Source organism: Nonomuraea sp. bgisy101 (genome assembly GCF_057708945.1).
Genome location: NZ_JBYITD010000005.1, coordinates 265,277 through 284,631, shown reverse-complemented (window position 1 = coordinate 284,631; position 19,355 = coordinate 265,277). Strand labels below are relative to the sequence as shown.

At 71.6% G+C, this 19,355-nt stretch carries 19 protein-coding genes; 9 read left to right on the top strand and 10 right to left on the bottom strand.

All coding sequences use genetic code 11. The features are described from left to right. Positions 1–257: 257 nt before the first annotated feature. The 8 genes from AC3EO4_RS12000 to AC3EO4_RS11965 all read right to left on the bottom strand — a co-directional run bounded on the left by AC3EO4_RS12000 (position 258) and on the right by AC3EO4_RS11965 (position 7,767). Positions 258–1,784: a carboxylesterase/lipase family protein gene (locus tag AC3EO4_RS12000; RefSeq protein WP_431895384.1), complete on the bottom strand. Its 1,527-nt coding sequence runs from the start codon at positions 1,782–1,784 to the stop codon at positions 258–260. Positions 1,785–1,868: 84 nt separating this feature from the next. Continuing rightward, entirely contained in the window at positions 1,869–2,648 is a 780-nt protein-coding gene (locus tag AC3EO4_RS11995; RefSeq protein WP_431895383.1) for a MauE/DoxX family redox-associated membrane protein, read from the bottom strand. Between the two features lie 9 nt (positions 2,649–2,657). Next, the gene (locus AC3EO4_RS11990) at positions 2,658–3,254 is read right to left on the bottom strand and encodes a cell wall protein (protein ID WP_431895381.1); all 597 of its coding nucleotides are present in this window, start codon (positions 3,252–3,254) and stop codon (positions 2,658–2,660) included. Positions 3,255–3,264: 10 nt separating this feature from the next. Next, the gene (locus AC3EO4_RS11985) at positions 3,265–3,714 is read right to left on the bottom strand and encodes an RlpA-like double-psi beta-barrel domain-containing protein (protein WP_379568260.1); all 450 of its coding nucleotides are present in this window, start codon (positions 3,712–3,714) and stop codon (positions 3,265–3,267) included. Positions 3,715–3,845: 131 nt separating this feature from the next. Continuing rightward, the gene (locus AC3EO4_RS11980) at positions 3,846–4,787 is read right to left on the bottom strand and encodes an ROK family protein (RefSeq protein ID WP_431895380.1); all 942 of its coding nucleotides are present in this window, start codon (positions 4,785–4,787) and stop codon (positions 3,846–3,848) included. Next, complete coding sequence (locus tag AC3EO4_RS11975) at positions 4,784–5,962, bottom strand: sugar ABC transporter permease (RefSeq protein WP_379568264.1); 1,179 nt, start codon at positions 5,960–5,962, stop codon at positions 4,784–4,786. Before AC3EO4_RS11975 ends, AC3EO4_RS11980 begins: the two co-directional genes overlap by 4 nt. Continuing rightward, positions 5,959–6,678 carry an ATP-binding cassette domain-containing protein gene (locus AC3EO4_RS11970; protein ID WP_379568266.1) on the bottom strand — a complete coding sequence of 240 codons (720 nt, stop codon included), beginning with the start codon at positions 6,676–6,678 and terminating at the stop codon, positions 5,959–5,961. Before AC3EO4_RS11970 ends, AC3EO4_RS11975 begins: the two co-directional genes overlap by 4 nt. Beyond that, complete coding sequence (locus AC3EO4_RS11965; protein ID WP_379568268.1) at positions 6,679–7,767, bottom strand: sugar ABC transporter substrate-binding protein; 1,089 nt, start codon at positions 7,765–7,767, stop codon at positions 6,679–6,681. A gap of 113 nt (positions 7,768–7,880) precedes the next feature. On the opposite strand from AC3EO4_RS11965, the gene AC3EO4_RS11960 reads away from it, so the two are divergent. From AC3EO4_RS11960 to AC3EO4_RS11925, 8 genes are all read left to right on the top strand, one after another. Beyond that, positions 7,881–9,044 carry an ROK family transcriptional regulator gene (locus AC3EO4_RS11960; RefSeq protein ID WP_379568270.1) on the top strand — a complete coding sequence of 388 codons (1,164 nt, stop codon included), beginning with the start codon at positions 7,881–7,883 and terminating at the stop codon, positions 9,042–9,044. 143 nt (positions 9,045–9,187) lie between these two features. Further along, positions 9,188–9,709, top strand: coding sequence for a SigE family RNA polymerase sigma factor (locus tag AC3EO4_RS11955; RefSeq protein ID WP_379568272.1), 522 nt, complete (start codon positions 9,188–9,190; stop codon positions 9,707–9,709). Next, positions 9,706–10,932, top strand: a complete 1,227-nt coding sequence (locus AC3EO4_RS11950; protein WP_431895377.1) for a hypothetical protein — start codon at positions 9,706–9,708, stop codon at positions 10,930–10,932. The genes AC3EO4_RS11955 and AC3EO4_RS11950 overlap by 4 nt, the downstream gene beginning before the upstream one ends. 114 nt (positions 10,933–11,046) lie before the next feature. After that, a complete protein-coding gene (locus tag AC3EO4_RS11945; protein ID WP_431895375.1) occupies positions 11,047–11,397 on the top strand; it encodes a YciI family protein in 351 nt (116 codons plus the stop codon). After that, complete coding sequence (locus tag AC3EO4_RS11940; RefSeq protein WP_431895372.1) at positions 11,394–11,735, top strand: YciI family protein; 342 nt, start codon at positions 11,394–11,396, stop codon at positions 11,733–11,735. The genes AC3EO4_RS11945 and AC3EO4_RS11940 overlap by 4 nt, the downstream gene beginning before the upstream one ends. Beyond that, complete coding sequence (locus AC3EO4_RS11935; protein WP_431895370.1) at positions 11,716–12,909, top strand: RNA polymerase sigma factor; 1,194 nt, start codon at positions 11,716–11,718, stop codon at positions 12,907–12,909. Before AC3EO4_RS11940 ends, AC3EO4_RS11935 begins: the two co-directional genes overlap by 20 nt. A 498-nt stretch (positions 12,910–13,407) precedes the next feature. Then, positions 13,408–14,061 carry a lysophospholipid acyltransferase family protein gene (locus tag AC3EO4_RS11930; protein WP_379568282.1) on the top strand — a complete coding sequence of 218 codons (654 nt, stop codon included), beginning with the start codon at positions 13,408–13,410 and terminating at the stop codon, positions 14,059–14,061. Between the two features lie 76 nt (positions 14,062–14,137). After that, complete coding sequence (locus AC3EO4_RS11925) at positions 14,138–15,730, top strand: penicillin-binding transpeptidase domain-containing protein (protein ID WP_431895367.1); 1,593 nt, start codon at positions 14,138–14,140, stop codon at positions 15,728–15,730. Here AC3EO4_RS11925 and AC3EO4_RS11920 read toward each other — a convergent pair. Then, entirely contained in the window at positions 15,616–16,713 is a 1,098-nt protein-coding gene (locus AC3EO4_RS11920) for a carboxymuconolactone decarboxylase family protein (RefSeq protein ID WP_431895365.1), read from the bottom strand. The genes AC3EO4_RS11925 and AC3EO4_RS11920 overlap by 115 nt on opposite strands. 402 nt (positions 16,714–17,115) lie before the next feature. On the opposite strand from AC3EO4_RS11920, the gene abc-f reads away from it, so the two are divergent. Beyond that, the gene (abc-f, locus tag AC3EO4_RS11915) at positions 17,116–18,699 is read left to right on the top strand and encodes a ribosomal protection-like ABC-F family protein (protein WP_379568287.1); all 1,584 of its coding nucleotides are present in this window, start codon (positions 17,116–17,118) and stop codon (positions 18,697–18,699) included. Between the two features lie 294 nt (positions 18,700–18,993). On the opposite strand, the gene AC3EO4_RS11910 is transcribed toward abc-f, so the two are convergent. After that, complete coding sequence (locus AC3EO4_RS11910; RefSeq protein ID WP_431895363.1) at positions 18,994–19,281, bottom strand: DUF3040 domain-containing protein; 288 nt, start codon at positions 19,279–19,281, stop codon at positions 18,994–18,996. Positions 19,282–19,355: the final 74 nt, after the last annotated feature.

Sequence of the window (19,355 nt, the reverse complement as noted above, 5' to 3'; positions counted from 1 at the left end):
TGAGTTCCTCACCTCACAACGAAGATCAATTGGACGTGCGGCACTCACCCTAATCGAGCGGATCCCGGATGGACAGAGAAAAGTGGGAGCGCTCCCACTTTGCATCGGTCCATCTCGGGCAGGGGTCCGTGGCACCGGGTGGACAGGCCGCCGGCATGCGGGCACGGGCCACGTCGAGCCCTTTCCCGCGCCACGGGATGACGCCGTGGCCGGCGGAGCGCCGGAGAAGGTCCCGGCACTCCGCCGACCGGCTCACGCTACTTCCAGAAGCCGAGCCGGTGCTCCGCCGCGTAGTCGATCGGCCGGATCGCCCCAGGCGCGAGCGACTGGGTGCCGTGCCCCAGCGTGCGCCAGACCGGCAGCCCGCGGCCGTTGGGTGAGCCGGTGCGGGCGAAGTTGGTCCAGTAGCCGAGCATCTGCTCCGACAGCCTCTCCTGGGCCTGGCTCAGCGCGCCCTTCTTCTCCGGGAAGAGGTACTGCAGGTCGGCGGCGTGAAAGGCGCCCCAGTCGAAGTCCGCCTCCAGCGGCAGGAACATCGGCGCCTCACGATCGGCGAACTCGAAGCCGTAGACGGGGACGCGCCTGGCCAGCAGCGTGTTCTGCTCGTGGGTGCCCCGCGCCCACAACCGGTCGGTCATCACGGCCGCCCACGCCTGGCTGGGCGAGGCGTAGGACGAGAGCGGATATCTACGCATCACCCGTCCCGCGTCCTTGCCGAACGCCGTCGCGACCAGCGTGCCGTACTGCTCAGCGGTGACCGGCTTGCCCGCCACGTCATAGTTCATCCCGACGAAGATCCGGTGCTCGTCGCGGGTGGCGCCCGCCAGCACCGGCACCCGGTGGAAACGGCCCGCGCGGATCGCCGTGGAGGGCAGCTCGGGCAGCACCCGGTTGCCGTAGGCGTACACCTGGAAGGCGTTCATGATCTGCGGCACCTCGAGGATCTTCTTCACCGGCAGCGCGCGCAGGCACGCCAGGTCGCGGCAGCCCAGCTTGTCGGCGTACACCTTCCCCACCGCCTCGGCGTCCTCGGCGCTGCGCCAGGCGAAGGTCGGCGCGGCGGGCAGGCCGGGGATCATGCTGCCCGCCGGCATGTCCATCATCGTCTCGCCGCTCTGCATGGCCACCCGCTGCACCAGCCCCCTCGCGCCGGGCGAGGTGAGATGGCCGCCGATGGCCAGCGCGCCGAAGGAGACGCCGAACGCGGTGACGTTCGACGGGTCGCCGCCGAAGGCCGCCGCGTTGCGCCGCACCCAGCGCAGCGCCTCCTGCTGGTCCTGCAGGCCGTAGGTCCCGCCGTCCTTCAGGCCCGGGTAGCCGAAGCCGCTGAACACGCCGAGCCGGTAGTTGATCGTCACGACGACCACGCCGCGGGAGGCGAGCTTGCGCGCGTCGGAGAAGTGGCCGGCGCCGACGGCCCCGTCGCCGTGGATCCACACCATGACCGGGCGCTTGTGGCCCGGCTTGCTCGGGGTGGTGACGTTGAGGACCAGGCAGTCCTCGTTCGTGCTGGAGATCGGGGCGTAGACGGAGCCGACCTGCGGGCACATCGGGCCGGGCTTCGTGGCGTCCTTCACGCCGCTCCAGCTCCTGGCGGGCCGGGGACTCTGCCACCGGCCCGCGGTCGCGTAGGGGATGCCTTGAAAGAGCCGGTGCTGGCCGGTCACCACACCGCGCACGGCTCCTGTGTCGGTTCTGACGACCGCGGGATCCGGTGGCCGATGCTCCGTGGCCTGGCCTGTGAGCAGCCCGGACGCGGCGAGTGTCGCAAGGAGGATTCGCATGCCTCAACGTTGCTGGATCGGCCACCAGGCCAGAAGGTCCATCGATCCACGATGACCCAGGACGAAAGTCCCGGCCGTGGAGACTCAGGCGGCCGCGGGCTCGTCGACGAGGGCGACGCGGACGGCCGCGGGGTCGTCGCCGGACAGGGGGATCGCGAAGATCGCCGTTCTGCCGCCCGCGGCGGCGTAGCTGGCGAAACGGTGGACGTCCTCGTCCCACACGTCCTGGACGTCCGAGGTGAGGTGCGCGGAGGCCGTGCAGTAGGCGGGGCTGAGATAGAGCAGGCGCAGCGACGTCTCCAGCGGAACGTCCTGCGGCGGCGGTACGGCGAGCGGCCGGCGCAGCCGTACGAGGAACTGGCGCAGCGGCCGCAGCCAGTGGCGGTCCAGTTCGGGCGACAGGCCCAGCAGGGCGACGGCCTCGGCCGCTCCCAGGAGGACGAGCAGGGTGTCCGGCCGGAACGGCGTCGCCCACACGGCGGTGACGCTCATGGCCAGCAGGAGGCCGGCGCGGGTGAAGGCGCGCCAGTTCACGGGCTGGGCGTGCGCGCCCAGGCAGCCGCAGGACGACGTGGGCGTGGCCAGGGAGGAGTAGGTGAGGTAGCCGAGGAATCCGATGGAGAGCGCGGTCGCGGCCGCGCCCTCCGCGGGTAAGGCGGGCGGCGCCAGCAGCGCGGCCGCCACTGCCAGCTCCACCAGCCCGATGAGCCGGAACGTGGGGATCGCGCGCGCCGAGCCGACCAGCCGGGCCAGGGCGGTCTGTCCGGCTTGCGATCGCATCCGCCGGTCGAGGAGTTTGAGCAGGGCCGCCCAGACGAGGAAGGCGGCGATCAGATACGGCTGCAGCGCGGCGATCCCTTGCATGTGGCGCTCCTAGTGAGGGGAGAAGACGGTGGCGATGTCGACCTCGTTGGTGTCCGGCCGCCAGGCGCCGAGGATCTGCACGTGCTGGCCTACGCGCAGCAGCGACAGGTCCGTGGAGGGCGGCGAGTCGGAGTGGATGGCGACCGACCTACCGGGCACGACGTGGCAGAGGACCTCCTTGCCGTTGTGGTCGAGGTGGATCTTCTCGCTGGTGATGTTCTGCACATGGCCCTTGATGTTGACGATGTTGAGCCACACCGACTCGGCCGCGAGCACCCCGTCCGGCATGCGCACGCCTCTGGCGTAGAGCCCGTCACCGGGCTTGGCCTGGTCGAAGCCGACCGGGCCGAGCTTCCAGAGGCTCGTACCGTCGACGACCCTGATGTTGTGGAACACCAGGTTCGAGCCCATGACGAGAAGGACGTTGTCCTTGATGGAGCGGATCCGGCCCTCGGCGAAGTCGGGGTCGGGGGCGCCAGGCTCGGCCTGCGGCGCCGTGGCGCCGCAGGCGGCCTCGGCGCCGAGCGAGCCGAGCGCGGTCGCGGCGACGACGCTGGCGCCGCCCCCGAGCACGGCGGACTTGAGCATCTGCCTTCTGCTGGTCATCCTCAGCCCCCTAGGCGGTCGAGATCTCGCACGGACGCAGCCCGGTGGACAGGCTGGCGATCTTGCTGTACGCCGCCGGGGTGAGGTCGATCAGGCGGTTGCTGGCGCAGGTCGCGCCGCAGCAGCTGCGCTCACCGCAGAACAGGTCCGTCTGCGGGCCGCAGTCGGCGATGGCGGTGATGACGCTGGCGCCGCTGCACAGCGCCGTGGTCTTGTGGCGGAATCCGCAGGTCCGCCGGGAGAGGGAGTCGCCGCATCTGTCCGGGCGGGTGATCGCCCAGCAGGCGTCGGAGGTGTTGGGCCACGCGTGCTGCATGCTGCCCGAGTTGCAGGTGCCGCAGGCTCCCTTGCCGGTCGTGCTGCACGGGCCCCAGGCCGTCCCGCAGCAGAACCACGAGACTTCCCCTAGAACGGGGCCGAGTAAGTCGATGGGCGGGTCGGTGGGCTTGCTGCGCGCCATGCGCGTCCTCCTTGGGTGGGCTTCTGACGGTCCCCCGATGAAGGTGCAGCTGGTGTCTGAAACTTTCCGACTCGATCTATGAGTACCATGTAAGTAAGTTTCGTCAATGCCCAAATCCGGCCGCCCGACGATCACGCGTGCCGTACGGGATGCGGCTCCGCCGCGGCGCGGGCCAGCGCGAAGGCGCCGAGCAGCGGGGCGTCGTCGGCGAACCTGGCCGGCCTCACCTCGGGCGGGAAGGGCACCACCCTGCGCAGCTCGGCCACCAGGCGGGGCATGATGCGGTCGGCCGCGCCCATCATGCCGCCGCCGACCACCAGGCGTTCGGGGTCGAGGGCGACGCAGAGGTTGGCGACGCTCATGGCGAGGGTGGCGAGCATCTCCTCCACCAGCTCGGCCGCGCCGAGCCGTTCGGCCGGCTCGGCGTCACGGACGGGCGCCGGGTGGCCGGCCAGCCCGAAAAGACCCGCCGCAGTGACGGGCCGGCCCAGCTCGGCCGAGCCCCTGCCGGCCAGTCCACCGCCGGAGACGCGTTCCTCCAGCGGCGCGCGGCCTTCTGCGAAGGCGGGCTCGCCGGGGGCCACCAGCTGGTAGCCGATCTCGCCCGCCGCGCCGTGCGCGCCCGCGACGACCCGCCCGCCGACCACCAGCGCGGCCGCCAGCCCGGTGCCGAGGTTCAGGTAGACGCCGGTGGAGACGCCGCGCAGCGCACCCCATCGCAGCTCCGCCGCTGCGGCGGCGTTGACGTCGTTGTCGATCGCCACCGGCGTTCCGCCGTAGGCGCGGCCCAGCAGCCTGGGCAGCTCCAGACCGTCCCAGCCCGGCACGTTCGGTGCCAGCCGTACCCGGCCCTCCCTGATCACGCCGCAGGTCGAGAAGCCCACCGCGGTGGGCGAGCCGATCAGGTCCCGCGCGGTCGCGAGCACCCGCTCAAGCAGGTGGGCGCCGGGCGGCGAGCCGTTGAGCGTGTCGATCTCCAGGCGGACCCGCTCGGTGATCTCCGGGCCGTCAGACTCGGACAGGCCGATGGCGACCTTGGTGCCGCCCACGTCGATGCCGAGGACGCGGGTCACCGGGCGTTGCCCCTGCGTGCCATGGAGTCGATCGCCACGGCCAGCGCCAGCACACCGGCCGTCACCATGAACCGCACCGAGGAGTCCACGTTCAGCAGCAGCATCCCGTTGGTGATCGACTGGATGACCAGGATGCCGAGCAGGGCCGCGTACGGCCGCCCGCGCCCGCCGAACAGCGACGTGCCGCCGATCACCGCCGCCGCGATCGCCATCAGCAGGATGTCGCTCCCGCCGGAGGCCTGGTTGACCGCCGACAGCCTGCTGGCCGCGAGGATGCCGCCGAACCCGGCCAGCACCGAGGCGAGCACGAACGCCAGCACCCTGATGCGCGTCACGCTGATGCCCGCCCGCCTGGCCGCTTCGGCGTTGCCGCCCACGGCGTAGATCCACCGGCCGAACACCGTGTGCCTGAGCACGAGGTCGAGCGCGACGACCAGGGCGCCGAAGATGACCAGCAGAAGCGGCACGCCGCGATCGGCGGACAGCACCGCGACGGCCGCCGCGAGCGCCACGCCCAGTCCGGCGATCTTCACCAGCGTCCAGGGGAGCGGCGCGGCCGGCAGCGCGGCCGCCGTGCGGGCACGCCTGGCGATCAGGCCCGCGGCCGCGTAGGCGCCTACGAGCACCGCCACCAGCGCCCAGGCCATCGCCGGAGGCAGCCACGTGTCGCTCAGCCGGGAGACGAACCCGTCGAACGGCAGGTTGATGGTCCCGCCCCTGCCGAGCAGGTACAGCAGCAGGCCCTGCCAGCCGATCAGCCCTGCCAGCGTCACCACGAACGAGGGCATCCTGAGCTTGGTGTGCATGAGCCCGTGCAGGAGCCCGATCGCGAGCGCGGCCGCCAGCGCCACCGCGATGGCCGCCATCGGATGCCAGCCCTGCTTGACGTACAGGATCGTCATCACGACCGCGCACAGGCCGCTGACCGAGCCGGCCGACAGGTCGATCTCGCCCAGCAGCAGCACCATGATGATGCCGAGGGAGATCGTGCCCGTGGCCGCGAGCTGCAGCGCCAGGTTGGTGAGGTTCTCCGCCGACAGGAAGTGCTCGTTGAGCGTCCCGAAGACGATGGCGATCGCGAGCAGCCCGCCCACGACGGGCCACGCCCCCAGATCGCCCCTGCGCAGCAGCCCACCGGCCGTGTACGGCTTGCGGGCCAGCGTGTCGGTGCTCATGCGGACGCTCCCGTGATCGCGGCGACGATGTCCTCCTGTGTCGCCTCGGCCGTGACGAACTCGCCGGCGTTACGGCCGAGCCGCAGCACCACCACCCGGTCGCTCACCGCGCACACGTCGGCCAGGTTGTGCGAGATGACCAGGACCGCGAGCCCGCGGTCCCGCAGCCGCCTGATCAGGGACAGCACCTGCGCGGTCTGCTCCACGCCGAGCGCGGCGGTCGGCTCGTCCAGGATGACCAGGCGTGGCTCGCCGACGAGCGCCCTGGCGATCGCCACCGACTGCCGCTGGCCGCCCGACAGGGCGGCGACCTGCACCCTGATGTCCTTGATCCGCACGTCGAGCGAGGTCAGCAGGTCGCGCGCGGCACGTTCCATCTTCAGGTGGCTGAGTACCGACCAGCGGCGCCGCTCGGCGCCGAGGAACAGGTTGGCGACCACGTCGAGGTTCTCGCAGAGCGCGAGGTCCTGGTAGACGGTCGACACGCCGAGCGCCTGGGCGTCGCGCGGGGTGGCGACGCGGACGGGGCGGCCGTCCACGGTGATCGTGCCCGCATCCGGGGTGACGACCCCGGCGATGGCCTTGACCAGCGTGGACTTGCCCGCCCCGTTGTCGCCCATGAGCGCGACGACCTCACCGGGACGCAGGTCGAGGTGCACGCCGTCGAGCGCCTGGACCGCGCCGTAGGCCTTGGAGATACCGGTGGCGGTGAGCATCTACTGGATTCCCGCCTTCGCGCAGGCGTCCTTGACCTCGCCGGTGCAGATCTCCTCGGCCTTGTAGAACCCGTCCTTCACGATCGTGTCCTTGATCTTGTCCTTGGTGACGGGGATCGGGTCGAGCAGGAAGGCCGGGATGTCGGCGGTGCCGTTGTTCACCTTGGCCGGTGCGGCCGGTCTCTGACCCTTGGTGAGCGCGACGGCCAGCTCGGCGGACTTCTCCGCCTCCGCCCTGATGTCCAGGTAGATGGTCATGTACTGCTCACCGGTGAGGATGCGCTGGACGGCGGCCAGCTCGGCGTCCTGGCCGGTGATCGGCGGCAGTTCGGTGTAGCCCGCGCGCTTCATCGCCGCGATCGCGCCGCCGGCCATGCCGTCGTTGGCCGACAGCACTCCCACGATCTTGTCCCTGCCGAGGGCGGTGATCGCCTGCTCCATCTCCTGCTGGGCCTTGTCGGGGCTCCAGTCGGGGGTGTCGAACTCGCGGCCCACCGTCACCTTGCCGTCGAGGACGTTGTGCGCGCCCTTCTTGTAGTCGGCGGAGCTCGGGTCGGTGGTCGCGCCGTGGATCATCACGATCTCGCCCTTGCCGGCCGTACCCTTGGCGGTGAGCGCGTCGAGCAGCGCCTGGCCCTGCATCTCGCCGACCCGCACGTTGTTGAAGGAGACGTAGTAGTCGTAGCCGATGCCGGAGATCAGCCGGTCGTAGGCGATGACCGGCACCTTCTTCTGCTTGGCCTGGTTCACCAGCGGGGCCACCGCGCCCGCGTCGACCGCATCGAGCACCAGCACGTCGGCGCCCTGGGTGAGCGCGGCCTCGACCTGCTGCTGCTGTTTGGCCGCGTCCTGGTCGGCGTTGCTGTACAGGACCTTGCAGGTGGCGCAGAGCTCCTTGACCTTGGCCTCGAACAGGGGCCGGTCGAAGGCTTCGTATCTGGTGGTCTTCGATTCGGGCAGGAAGAGCGCTATCGTCGCCGCTTCCTCGGCCTTCGGGGCGGCCGCTGCGGCACCGCTCCCCGTATTCCCGCCGCAGGCGGCGGCCAGCAGGGCCGCCGCGACAGGGATCGCTCGCCATGATCGGTGCATTGGTCATCGTCCTCTCGGTGTTCCCCGAGGTGTGTCCCTAGTAAGAAAGGTTATTTACTACCATGGGAGTTGGCTAGCCTTTGTCGGAGATCACTGAAGAGGAGGGCCGGAATTTGCGGCGCGATCTGGGCAACCCGCGGCTGCTGCGGGTGATGAACGAGCGCACGCTGCTCGGCCGGTTGCACGATCACGGGCCCGCCTCGCGAGCCGAGCTGGCCAAGGTGACCGGACTGTCCAAGCCCACCGTGTCGGCCGCGCTCGCGGGCCTGGAGGAGGACGGGCTGGTCCACCTGGTCGGCGAGGTGTCGGGCAGGCCCGGCCCCGTGACCTCCCTCTACGACATGAACGCGAGATCGGCGTACGTCGCGGGCGTCGACATCGGCCGCGACTGGATCAGGGTGGCCGTCGCCGACCTGCGCGGCTCCTTCGTCGGCCGGCGCGACGGCCGCAACCTGGCCAGGAGCACCGCCGATCTGGCGCTGCAGGTCCGCGAGCTCGCGCTGGCCGCCGCCGCCGACGCGGAGGTGTACTGGCCGCAGGTCACCTGCGTGGTCGTCGGCAGCCCCGGCGTCTACGACCCGGCCGGCGGGCGGCTGGACTTCGCGCCGAACCTGCCGGGCGCCGACCTGGTGGCCCGGCTCAGAGCGGCGCTGGAGCTCGACCCGGTCATCGAGAACGACATCAACCTGGCCACGGTCGGCGAGCACGACTACGGCATGGGCAAGGGCAAGGCGAACTTCGCGCTCGTCTCGATCGGCACCGGCGTGGGCATGGGCATCGTGGTCAACGGCGAGCTGTACGTCGGGGCGCGCGGCGCGGCCGGAGAGGTGTCCTACCTGCCCGTCGCCGAGGACGTCGGATCCGACAGGGAGGCGTTCGAACACGGCTCGACCGAGTCGGTGGCGTCCGCGCCGGGCGTGGTGCGGGCCGCCCGGCTCGCGGGACTCCGCATGGACACGGCCAAGGACATCTTCGCGGCGGCGGCGCGCGGCGACGTGGTGGCGCACGGGGTGGTGGAAGCCGAAGGGCGGCGCATCGGCGGGCTGATCGTCACCGTGGCCGCGATCCTCGACCCCGAGATCATCGTGCTGACCGGCGGCGTGGGGCGCAACCTCGAACTGCTCGGGAAGGCCATCGAGCGGCGGATCGGGGAGCTGGGGCCGCTGCGTCCCCAGGTCGTGGCGAGCACGCTGGGCGACAGCGGTGTCCTGCTCGGCGCCGTGGCCCGCGCGCGCCACAGGGCCTGGGACCTGATCTTCGAGGCCCGGCGCGGCTAGCGGTCTCGGCTGCTCCCGAACCCCTCCACCGCGCCGGCCGTGAGCACGAGCGCGGAGGATCGGGAAACCCGATCCAGAAGGCAGGCATAGCACCGACACCCGGTGAGCGTCTCCAGGACGACAACCGAACTGTGGAGGTGATCGTGGACGCCGCAGCAGAGCGACGTTTCCGCGACTTCGTGGCGGCGCGCTCCCCCGCGCTGATGCGCCTGGCCTTCCTACTGGCGGGAGGGGACCAGCACGCGGCCGAGGACCTGCTCCAGAGCGCGCTGGCCAAGACGGTCGCCAGGTGGCACGCGGTGGAGGAGCCTGAGGCTTACGTGCGCCGGGTGATGTACCGCCAGCAGGTCTCCTTGTGGCGGCGGGCCGGCGGCAGGAGGGAGACCGCGGTCGCGCGACCGCCGGACAGGGCCGTCCAGGACGCCACACCCGCCGTCGACGTGCAGATCGTCGTACGGCGGGCGCTTGCCAGGCTCACCAGGCGGCAGCGCGCCGTGCTGGTCCTGCGCTACTTCGAGGATCTCCCGGAGGCGGAGGTGGCGGCGGTCCTCGGCTGCTCGGTGGGGACCGTGCGCAGCACCACTCACAGGTCGCTGGCCAGGCTCAGGACTCTCGCGCCCGAGCTGGCCGAGCCGTACAACATGATCGGGGAGGCGCTGGCATGACGATCGACGATGTCGTGAAGGAGACCCTCGGCCGCTGGGCGGACGAGGCGCAGGTCCCTCAGGGGCTCGCCGACCGGGCGCTCGGCGGACGCAGGCGGGGCCGGATCAGGACGTTCGCGGTGATCGCAGGGGCCACCGCGGCCGTCGTCGCGGCCGCGGTGACTGTTCCCGCCACGATCCAGGACACCACCGGCACCCAGATCGTCCTCGCGAGGACGGGCCTGCTCGCCGACGGCCCCGCCATCGCGCTGCCCGAGCTCACGGAGGTGTCGGCCGATCCTGACGCCTCCCCGCCCACCAGGTTGGTGTCGACCCCCGAGGTCGCCCTGTACGCCTACTACGTCTGGGACCACGAGAAGATCTCCGACAAGCGGCAGATCCTCAAGCGGACCTGGTACCTCTACAACCCGGCCACGGCGGCCTACGAGAAGACCCCGTGGGCCATGGTCGACGTCGCCCCCGGCGGGTACGTCGCGGTGCTGGAGGAGCAGCAGGCTCGCAGGGTCGGCGTGCTGAGTCCTGACGGACAGGCGCGGTGGGTCGACCTGGAGCGGCCGGCCTCCACTGTCCAGTGGTCTCCCGACGGCGGCAGGCTGCTGCTGACCAGCTACGCCGCCAATCCCGACGAGCAGGGCCGTGAGGACGAGAACGGATCGGCGGAGATCGTCCGGGTCGCCCGGACCGGATTCTCCGTCGTGGACGTGGCGACCGGTCAGGCCGCCTTCCGCCCCCTGGCCTCGGACGAGGACATGTACGAGCAGGACCTGCGATGGAGCGACGACGGGACGCTGATCTGGGAGCCGGGCGGCGCTCAGCCGCCCTCGAGGCGCTTCTACGACCTGGAGGGCAGGCCGCACGAGGCCCCGCCGAAGGCGGTGACGACCCACCAGAAGGCGGGGCTGTCGCCGGGGGGCAGGACGCTGGCCACCGACAGTCCCGACAAGGGCGCGGTCGTCGGGCTGGCCGACGTGGCCACGGGAAGGGTCACGGCGCTCAAGCCCGTCGCCGGCCACTGGATCGAGCAGGCCCTCGCCTGGTCGGGCGAGGACAGGCTGGTCACCTGGGCCTGCGAGCTGGAGGGCACGGACGGCTGCCGGATCAGCGAGTTCCGCAACCGCCTGCTGCTGGTCGACGCCGACGGAGGCGGGGCGGTCCCGCTCACCGGGTTCAGGGAGAACAGCCAGCAGCCCGGCTCGTGGGAGCCGCTCTTCGCCCGCCGCTGATCGGCCCTGCCGTACCCGCGCGAGATTTCTCCCTCCGTTTGGTCGAACCCGTTTGTCGAAACGCGGACCGGTCGCGCGTCATGGGAGTGAAAGCATCACCGCGGAGGGACAGTCATGAAATATCTGTTGCTGGTGACCGGGGACGAACGGTCATGGGCCGAGGCGGGCCCCGAGGAGCGCAAGGCCGTCTACGAGCAGTGGGGCGCCTTCACCACGATGCTCGAGGAGCGTGGCGCCAACAGGGGAGGACAGGAGCTCGCCCACTCCTCCACCGCCACCACGATCAGGAAGGAGGGCGACAAGGTACTGGTCACCGACGGGCCCTACGCCGAGACGGTGGAGCAGATCTCCGGCTACGTGCTGGTCGAGGCACGGGACATCGACGAGGCGGTCGAGCTCGCACTCGCGCTGCCGTCCGACGGCGTCGAGATCCACCCGGTCGTGGCGCAGGAGGTGCGGCCGTGAAGTACGCGCTGCTCCTCTACGGGAACCAGGAGACCTGGAGTAACGCCACGCCCGAGCAGAGACAGGAGACCATCGCCGCGCACGGCCGCTTCATCGAGCTGCTCAACGAACGCGGCGCCTTCCTCGACGGCGAGGAGCTCGGCACGGGGGCAGCGGTGAGCCTGCGCAAGAAGGACGGCCAGGTGCTGCGCACCGACGGACCGTTCGTGGAGACCGTCGAGCACCTGGGCGGCTACTACGTGGTCGAGGCCAGGGACCTCGACGAGGCCATCGAGTACGCCAAGGCGTGCCCCGAGCGGATCGTCGAAGTGCGGCCCGTTGTCGAATACCGGGAATGACGCGGTCGAGCAGGCGTACAGGGAGCACTGGGCGCGCCTGCTCGCCCTCCTCACCGCCGAGCTGCGCGACCTGGACCTGGCCGAGGAGTCGCTGCAGGACGCCTTCGCCAGGGCCGTCTCGGCGTGGCCGCCGATCCCAGGCAACCCTGCGGCGTGGCTGCTGACCGCGGCTCGCCGCAGGGCCGTCGACCGGCTCCGCCGTACGGCGGTGGCGGCCCGCAAGCTGCCGCTGCTCATGGTCGAGGAGGAACCCGTCCAGGACGACCGGCTGCGGCTGATCTTCACCTGCTGCCATCCCGCGCTGTCGATGGAGGCGCGGGTGGCGCTGACGCTGCGGTGCGTGGGCGGGCTGACCACGCGGCAGATCGCCAGGATGTTCCTGGTCAGCGAGCCGACCATGGCCGCCAGGATCACCAGGGCCAAGAAGAAGATCAGCCAGGCGGGCATCCCGTACCGGGTGCCCGCCCGCACCGAGCTGGCCGAGCGGCTGGACGGGGTGCTGGCGGTGCTCTACCTGATCTTCACCGAGGGCTACGCGGCGACCGAGGGGTCCACGCTGATCAGGGACGAGCTGGCGGTGGAGGCGATCGCGCTGGCCAGGATGCTGGTCTCGCTGCTGCCCGACAGCGGCGAGGCGCGGGCGCTGCAGGCGCTCATGATGCTGCACCACGCCCGCAGGCACGCCCGCGTCGACGCGGCGGGCCAGCTGGTCACCTTGGCCGAGCAGGACCGCTCGCTGTGGGAGCGGGCCGAGATCGAGGAGGCGCTCGGCCTGCTGGTCCCCGGCCCGCCGGGCCCCTACCTGCTGCAGGCCGCGATCGCGGCCGAGCACACCTCGGTGGCCAGGGCCGAGGACACCGACTGGGCGGCCATCGCCACCCTGTACGGCCTGCTGGAGGAGCTCACGGGCTCGGCCGTCGTACGGCTGAACCGCGCGGTCGCCGTCGCCGAGGCGACGGGCCCCGCCGAGGGGCTGGCCCTGCTCGAAGGGCTGGAGACGGCACTGCCCCACCACCACCTGCTGCCCGCCACCCGCGCCGAGCTGCTGCGCAGGCTGGGGCGGCTGGAGGAGGCGGTAGGCGAGTACGGCAGGGCGCTGGCGCTGGTCGGGACCGCGCAGGAGCGGGAGTTCCTGCTGACCAGGCGCACCGAGACCGAACGCCTGCTGTCCTGACCGTCCCCGGGCGGGGCGCCCCCGCATCGCGGACGCGGGCACGCCGAGGCCGCGCGAAGGTCGGTGAAGATCGATGACGTGGTCGTCACCGTGCCCGGCGGCAGGCGGGCCACCTGCGGTCAGCACTGATTTCCCCTCTGGTTATGCCAAAGCCGTCTGTGCCGCCGTGACCTGCGCGTTCACCGCCCCGCGGTGCCGTCCGGCGGTGGATGATGACTCGCTCTTGGGGCTGGATGGAATAGCGACCACCGGATGTCCGTTAGAGTCGACAAGGCCGCTGTGGTCTGTGTCCCCCGGGCCGCAAATTACCGCCTTCACGGAATACCGTTCGGCTGGAGCCGTGTTGTGCATCTCGCCGAGGAGGCGACCGCCACAGCGGCCTTGATCGTCGCGACGGCGCTCCACCCACCGGGTGGGGCGCCGTCGTCGTGTAGGGACGTGGCGCGGCACGCGGCGCATTAGGGTTGGCTTCGCCGTCCCCACGATCCAGGAGAGCCGTTGCTGTACGAGATGGTGAAGTTCGTCGCCGCGCCGATGGCGCACGTGATGTGGCGCCCGCACATCTCCGGTGCCTACCACGTTCCCGCCAAGGGCCCCGCCATCCTGGCGGCCAACCACCTGGCGGTGATCGACTCCTTCCTGCTGCCCGCTCTCCTGCCGCGCCATGTGACCTTCGCGGCCAAGAGCGAGTACTTCTCCGGCAACCCCGTCTCGCAGTGGTTCATGCGCCTGGGCGGCAGCCTGCCGACCGACAGGGAGACGGCCACCGCCGCGCAGGCCATGCTCGACGGCGCGGCCGAGCTGCTGGAGCGGGGCGAGCTGTTCGGCATCCACCCCGAGGGCACCCGCTCCCCCGACGGGCGCCTCTACCGCGGCAAGATCGGTGTCGCGTGGCTGGCGCTGAAGACGGGCGCGCCGGTGCTGCCCGTGGCGCTGTCCGGCACGGAGAAGGTCCTGCCGGCCGGAGCCAAGGTGCCGCGCTTCGCCAAGATCGGCATCAAGATCGGCGCTCCGATGACCTTCAAGGGCGACTACAAGAACGCCCGCGACCGGCGCAGGGTCACCGACGAGATCATGGTGGAGATCCAGAAGCTGTCGGGGCAGGAGTACGTCGCGGCCTACGCCGCGAGCGTCAAGGCTGGCATGTCCTGAATTCCCGCCGCTAAGCTCGTGAGCCAATCGAGGACATGGGGGATGACTCGTGGCGCGTGGCCGTACGATCGCGATCGTGTCGGGAGTCACCGTGCTGGCGGTGGGGGCCGCCGCGGGCGGCGCCTACTGGCTGCTGCACACCCGCGGCTCCCCTGAGGAGACCGCCCGGCGCTTCGCGGCGGCCTGGCAGTCCGACGACTCGTTGAAGATGCTGGCCGAGCTGGCCGCGCCGCAGTCACTGGCGGCCTACGACCAGCAGCGCAAGGGCCTCAACGTGGAGCGCGCGACGATCACCCTCGGGAAGGTCGTCGACCACGGCGACGACACCGCCACGGCCGACTACACCGCCACGCTCGCGCTGAAGAACATCGGCGACTGGTCCTACACCGGGCAGATCGACCTCAAGGTCGCCGATCGCGCGTGGAAGGTCGACTGGTCGCCCAAGGCGGTGCACCCGTCCATGACCGGCACCGCCGCCTTCAAGCTGAAGACCGACTGGCCCCAGCGGGGCGCCATCACCGACTCCTCCGGCGAGCGCATCGACACGGGCTCGGTCGGCGGCTCGGTGCAGCAGCTGGTCGGATTCCTCGACAAGGCCACCGCCAAGGACGTCGCCAAGCTCGGCCCCTCCTACAAGGAGGGCGACGCGATCGGCCGCGGCGGCCTGCAGGAGAACTTCCAGAAGCGGCTGGCCGGCACGCCCGCCACCGAGATCATGCTCGGTGACAAGGTCCTGGCCACGATCAAGGGCGCCGAAGGCAAGCCGCTGGAGACGACGCTCGACCCCCAGGTACAGGCCGCGGCCGTCGCCGCCGTCCGGGACCTGCCCAAACCCACCTCCCTGGTCGCGGTACGGCACGGCACGGGCGAGATCCTCGCCGTCGTCAACAACCGCGGCGGCTTCAACAGGGCGCTCGACGGGCGTTACCCGCCCGGCTCGACGTTCAAGGCCGTCACCGCGATCGGCCTGCTGTCCGAGGGCGTCTCCCCAGGCGAGCAGGTGACCTGCCCCAAGTTCGCCACCATCGGCGGCCTGAAGGTGCGCAACTCCGAGCACGCCGAGTACGGCTCGCTCACCTTCTCCGACTCCTTCGCCTACTCCTGCAACACCACCATCGCCCCGATGGCCGCCGACCGGCTCGGACCCGACAAGCTGCTGAAGGCAGCGGAGATGGTGGGCTTCAACCAGCCCCTCTCCATCGGCGTCCCCGCCGCCAAGGCCAGCTTCCCCAAGGCCCAGTCCGACGCCGAGCTCGCCGCCGAGTCCTTCGGCCAGGCGAGGATCACCGCCAGCCCGCTGGTCATGGCCTCGGTCGCGGCCGCGCTGGCCGACGGCACCTGGAGGCCGCCGACGCTGGTGCCCGGCCTGAAGCAGAAGGCTGCGGAGGTGAAGCTGCCTGACGGCGTGGCCGACGACCTGCGCGCGATGATGGAGGCCGTGGTGACCAAGGGCACCGCCAAGGCGGCGGGCCTGCCGGAGGGCACCCGCGGCAAGACCGGCACCGCCGAGTACGGCACCGGCCCCGAGCTTCCCTCCCACGCGTGGTTCATGGGCTACAGGGGTGAGGTGGCCTTCGCGGTGGTCGTGGAGGGCGGTGGCGGCGGCGGCAAGGTCGCCGCGCCCGTCGCCGCGTCCTTCCTGCGTGGGCTGGCCTCCTCGCTGCCCTGATCCGCGAGGTCCGACGCGATGTGCGAGACGGCGGTCATGGAGCCGTAGGACAGCAGCATCACGGCGCAGTGGTCGCTGTGGTGGGCGTTGGTGGCCTTCCAGGCGGCCACGTCCTCGTCGGTGAGGTCGGAGGGGGCCAGGCCCGCCATGATCGCCACCTTGGCGCCGAGCCGTTCGTCGTCCGTCAGGCCGCCTCCGTCGAACAGGCCGGCGCCGTGGGGCTGGATCCTGCCGCGGTGCGCGCCGATGACCTGCCGTACCACCGCCTGTGCGGCCTCGGTCAGCAGCCCCGCCCCCTGCGCCGCGGTCGCCTCCAGAGCGGCGTAGGCGGGGCCGATCGCGGTCCGCCCCGCCCACGCGGGCGCCGGCCCCGTAGGGCAGCGTTCCAGCAGGGAAGCGGTCGCGCCGGGTTCGAGTTCGCCCTTCAGGCCCCGCAGGACGGGCGCGCCGTCGAACGGCGGCTCGTCGCCGGGGTCCATGCTGCCGGGCGTCAGCCCCGCGGGCAGCATGGCGGCGACCAGCCGGTTGGTGAAGTGGGTGAACAGGGCGGTGCCGAGGAACTCGGGAGCCGTCGCCGCGGCGAACGGCGCGGGCTGGAGCCGGCCTGCGCCAGTCGCCCTCGCCCACGCCAGCACCGCGGCGAGCTCGGGATCGGCGGGCAGGCCGCCGTCCTCGGCCGCGGCCGCCAGATGGGCGGATCCGGTCAGCCGCAGGACGGCCAGCCAGGCGGCGCTGTCGTAGCCGCAGCGGTTGACCTGGGACACGCCCAGGGCGACCAGGCTCTTGTGCAGGGCCGGGGCCTGGCCGGCCAGCTGCGACTCGCGGGCCAGCGCCCAGCCGGAGGCCAGGATCTCGGGGGCGGGAGAGGTCATCGTCACCGCGGGGCCGATGCTGGAGAAGTCGGCCTCGACCTGGCGGTAGACCTCGGCGACCAGGCCTCTGGCCCGCTGCGGGGAAACGGGTCTGACATGACGGACCACCATGGGGCGACCTTTCGTGGAGGGCGGGGACCTCGATGATCGCCATTCCACGGGGCTCCGGTCGTCGTACCCGCGAAGGCACTACCCGCTACGCCCTGGGCCGTACGGCGTCGCCGGATCCACTCCCCTCGCGGTAGCGGGGCTTGGCGGGCCAGGGGTATCGAGCCGCCGAGCACGGCCATTCGCAGGGCGCGCCACCCGAGCGCCGGCACCGGACGGGGCGGATAATTCGGTCGACCCGATTCCCCGACGTCGCTACGGTTGCGGCCATGGGTTCATGTTCAGGGATGCCGAACAGGCTGGAGTTCGTCTGACCTCCACGCGGTGACGACTCTCGGCCACGGCCGATCGAGTCGCCCCTTTCGCGTCCCCTGAACCATCTTCCATGAATCCGGAGGCTCTCCCATGAGCCAACTCACACTCCGTGACGTCTTCAAGGCCTACGGCGAGCACGCCGTACTCGACCAGGTCTCCTTCACCGTCCGCACCGGCGAGAAGGTCGGCGTGATCGGCGAGAACGGGTCGGGCAAGTCCACCCTGCTCCGCCTGATCGCCGGTGTCGACCGGCCGGACGGCGGCGAGGTCACCGTCGTCGCGCAGGGCGTCGGGCACCTGGGCCAGACGCTCGACCTGCCCTCCGACCACACCGTGCAGGACGCCGTCGACGCCGCCCTGACCGACCTGCGCGACCTGGAGCGGCGCATGCTGGCCGCCGCCGAGGCCGAGGACATGCAGGCGTACGGCGAGCTGTACGGCCTCTTCGAGGCCCGCGGCGGGTACGAGGCCGACGCACGGGTCGAGGCCGCCATGCACGGCCTCGGCCTCGCCGGCGTCACCATGGGCAGGACGCTCGGCAGCCTGTCGGGCGGCGAGCGGTCCCGCCTCGCACTGGCCTGCGTGCTGGCCGCCGCCCCCGAGCTGCTCCTGCTCGACGAGCCAACCAACCACCTCGACCAGCAGGCCGTGACCTGGCTGGAAAACCACCTGCGGGCGCACAGGGGCACGGTCGTGGCCGTCACCCACGACAGGTCCTTCCTCGGCCGGTTCTCGACCGCCATCCTCGAGGTCGACCGCGACCTGCGCGCCGTCACCCGCTACGGCGACGGCTGGGACGGCTACCTGACCGCCAAGGCGGCCGACAGGCGCCGACGGCGGCAGGAGTACGACGAGTGGCTGGCAGAGATCGACCGGCAGTCCAGGCTGGCCGCGTCCGGCATCGAACGGCTCGGCGCGGGCGAGCGCTCCTCCGACAGGCCCCGTACGGCAGGCCATCGCCGGTCGCACGAGGCGGGGCTGTCCGGCGTGGTCCGCAACGCGAGGGAGCGGCTGCGGCGGCTGGAGGACAACCCGGTGCCGAAGCCGCCCGACCCCCTACGATTCGCCGCGCGCCTCGAAGGCGGCCATGGCGAGAGGACTTCCGCGACGATGGAGGAGGTCACCGTCGGCGACCGGCTACGGGTGGACCGCCTCGGCGTCGCCCCGGGCGAACGCGTGCTGGTGACCGGCCCGAACGGGGCCGGCAAGACGACGCTGCTGCGCGTGCTGGCCGGTGACCTGACCCCCGACTCGGGCCGGGTCAGCCGTCCGCGCAGGATCGGCTACCTGCCGCAGGAGGTCCCTCCGGTGCCGCCCCGGCGGTCGGTGCTCGCCGCCTTCGCCGAGGGGCTGCCGGGCCCCGTCGACGAGCACGCCGACACGCTGCTGTCGCTGGGACTGTTCGCCAAGGCGGACGTGCTGCGCCCTGCCGCCACGCTGTCGGTCGGCCAGCGGCGCAGGCTGGAACTGGCCCGTCTGGTGAGCAGGCCCGCCGACCTGCTGATCCTGGACGAACCGACCAACCACCTGTCACTGACGTTGATCGAGGAACTGGAGGAGGCACTCGGGAGGTACGAGGGCGCGCTCGTCGTGGTGTCGCACGATCGCAGCTTCCGCGAGAACTTCGAGGGCACCAGAGTGACGCTCCGCGACGGACGACTGCACCAGCGGTAGGTTCCCACGCTCGGGATGATGACGCACAACGGACGGCCGCTCCAGTGGTATACCCCGGGCTCGGGATGACGGCGCGCAGCGGACGGCCGCTCCAGTGGTACACCCCGGGCCCGGGATGACGGCGCGCAGCGGATGACTGCTCCGGCGGCGCGGGGTGATCTTGCGTGACGGGGGTGGTCGCGTCGGCGGCACGCCCCCGGCCTGGCGTGGTGGCGCGCGAGAGGTGGCTGCCACGGCGGTATGCCGCCGCCCCGGCTGGTCGGATGCCCCACCGGCCGGGGCGGCGGGCACACGCTAGAAGGCCAGTGCGGCGGCCTCGTGGCGCAGGACCAGCACGAGCAGCGTCGCCACCAGGGTGGCGATCAGCAGCCAGCTGATCACGATGATGACGGTCGAGCGGCGCGGACGGCGGTTGGGCGGCTGCTCGCCGTCAGCCTTGGCCGCGCGACGGCGCTCGGACTCCTCGCTGCGCCGTACGCGCTCGTTGAACGACTCCAGCCGCGCGACGAGTCGCGGATCCTCGTCGACGAGGTGGCGCTCGATCTGCGCGAGCATCCGCTCCTCGTCCTGCGACCAGGCCATAGTGCACCTCCGAACGCAAGCTCCGTGCACCGTTTCTGCCCAACCGTGAAGATCATTATCCGTTTCCAGGGCAG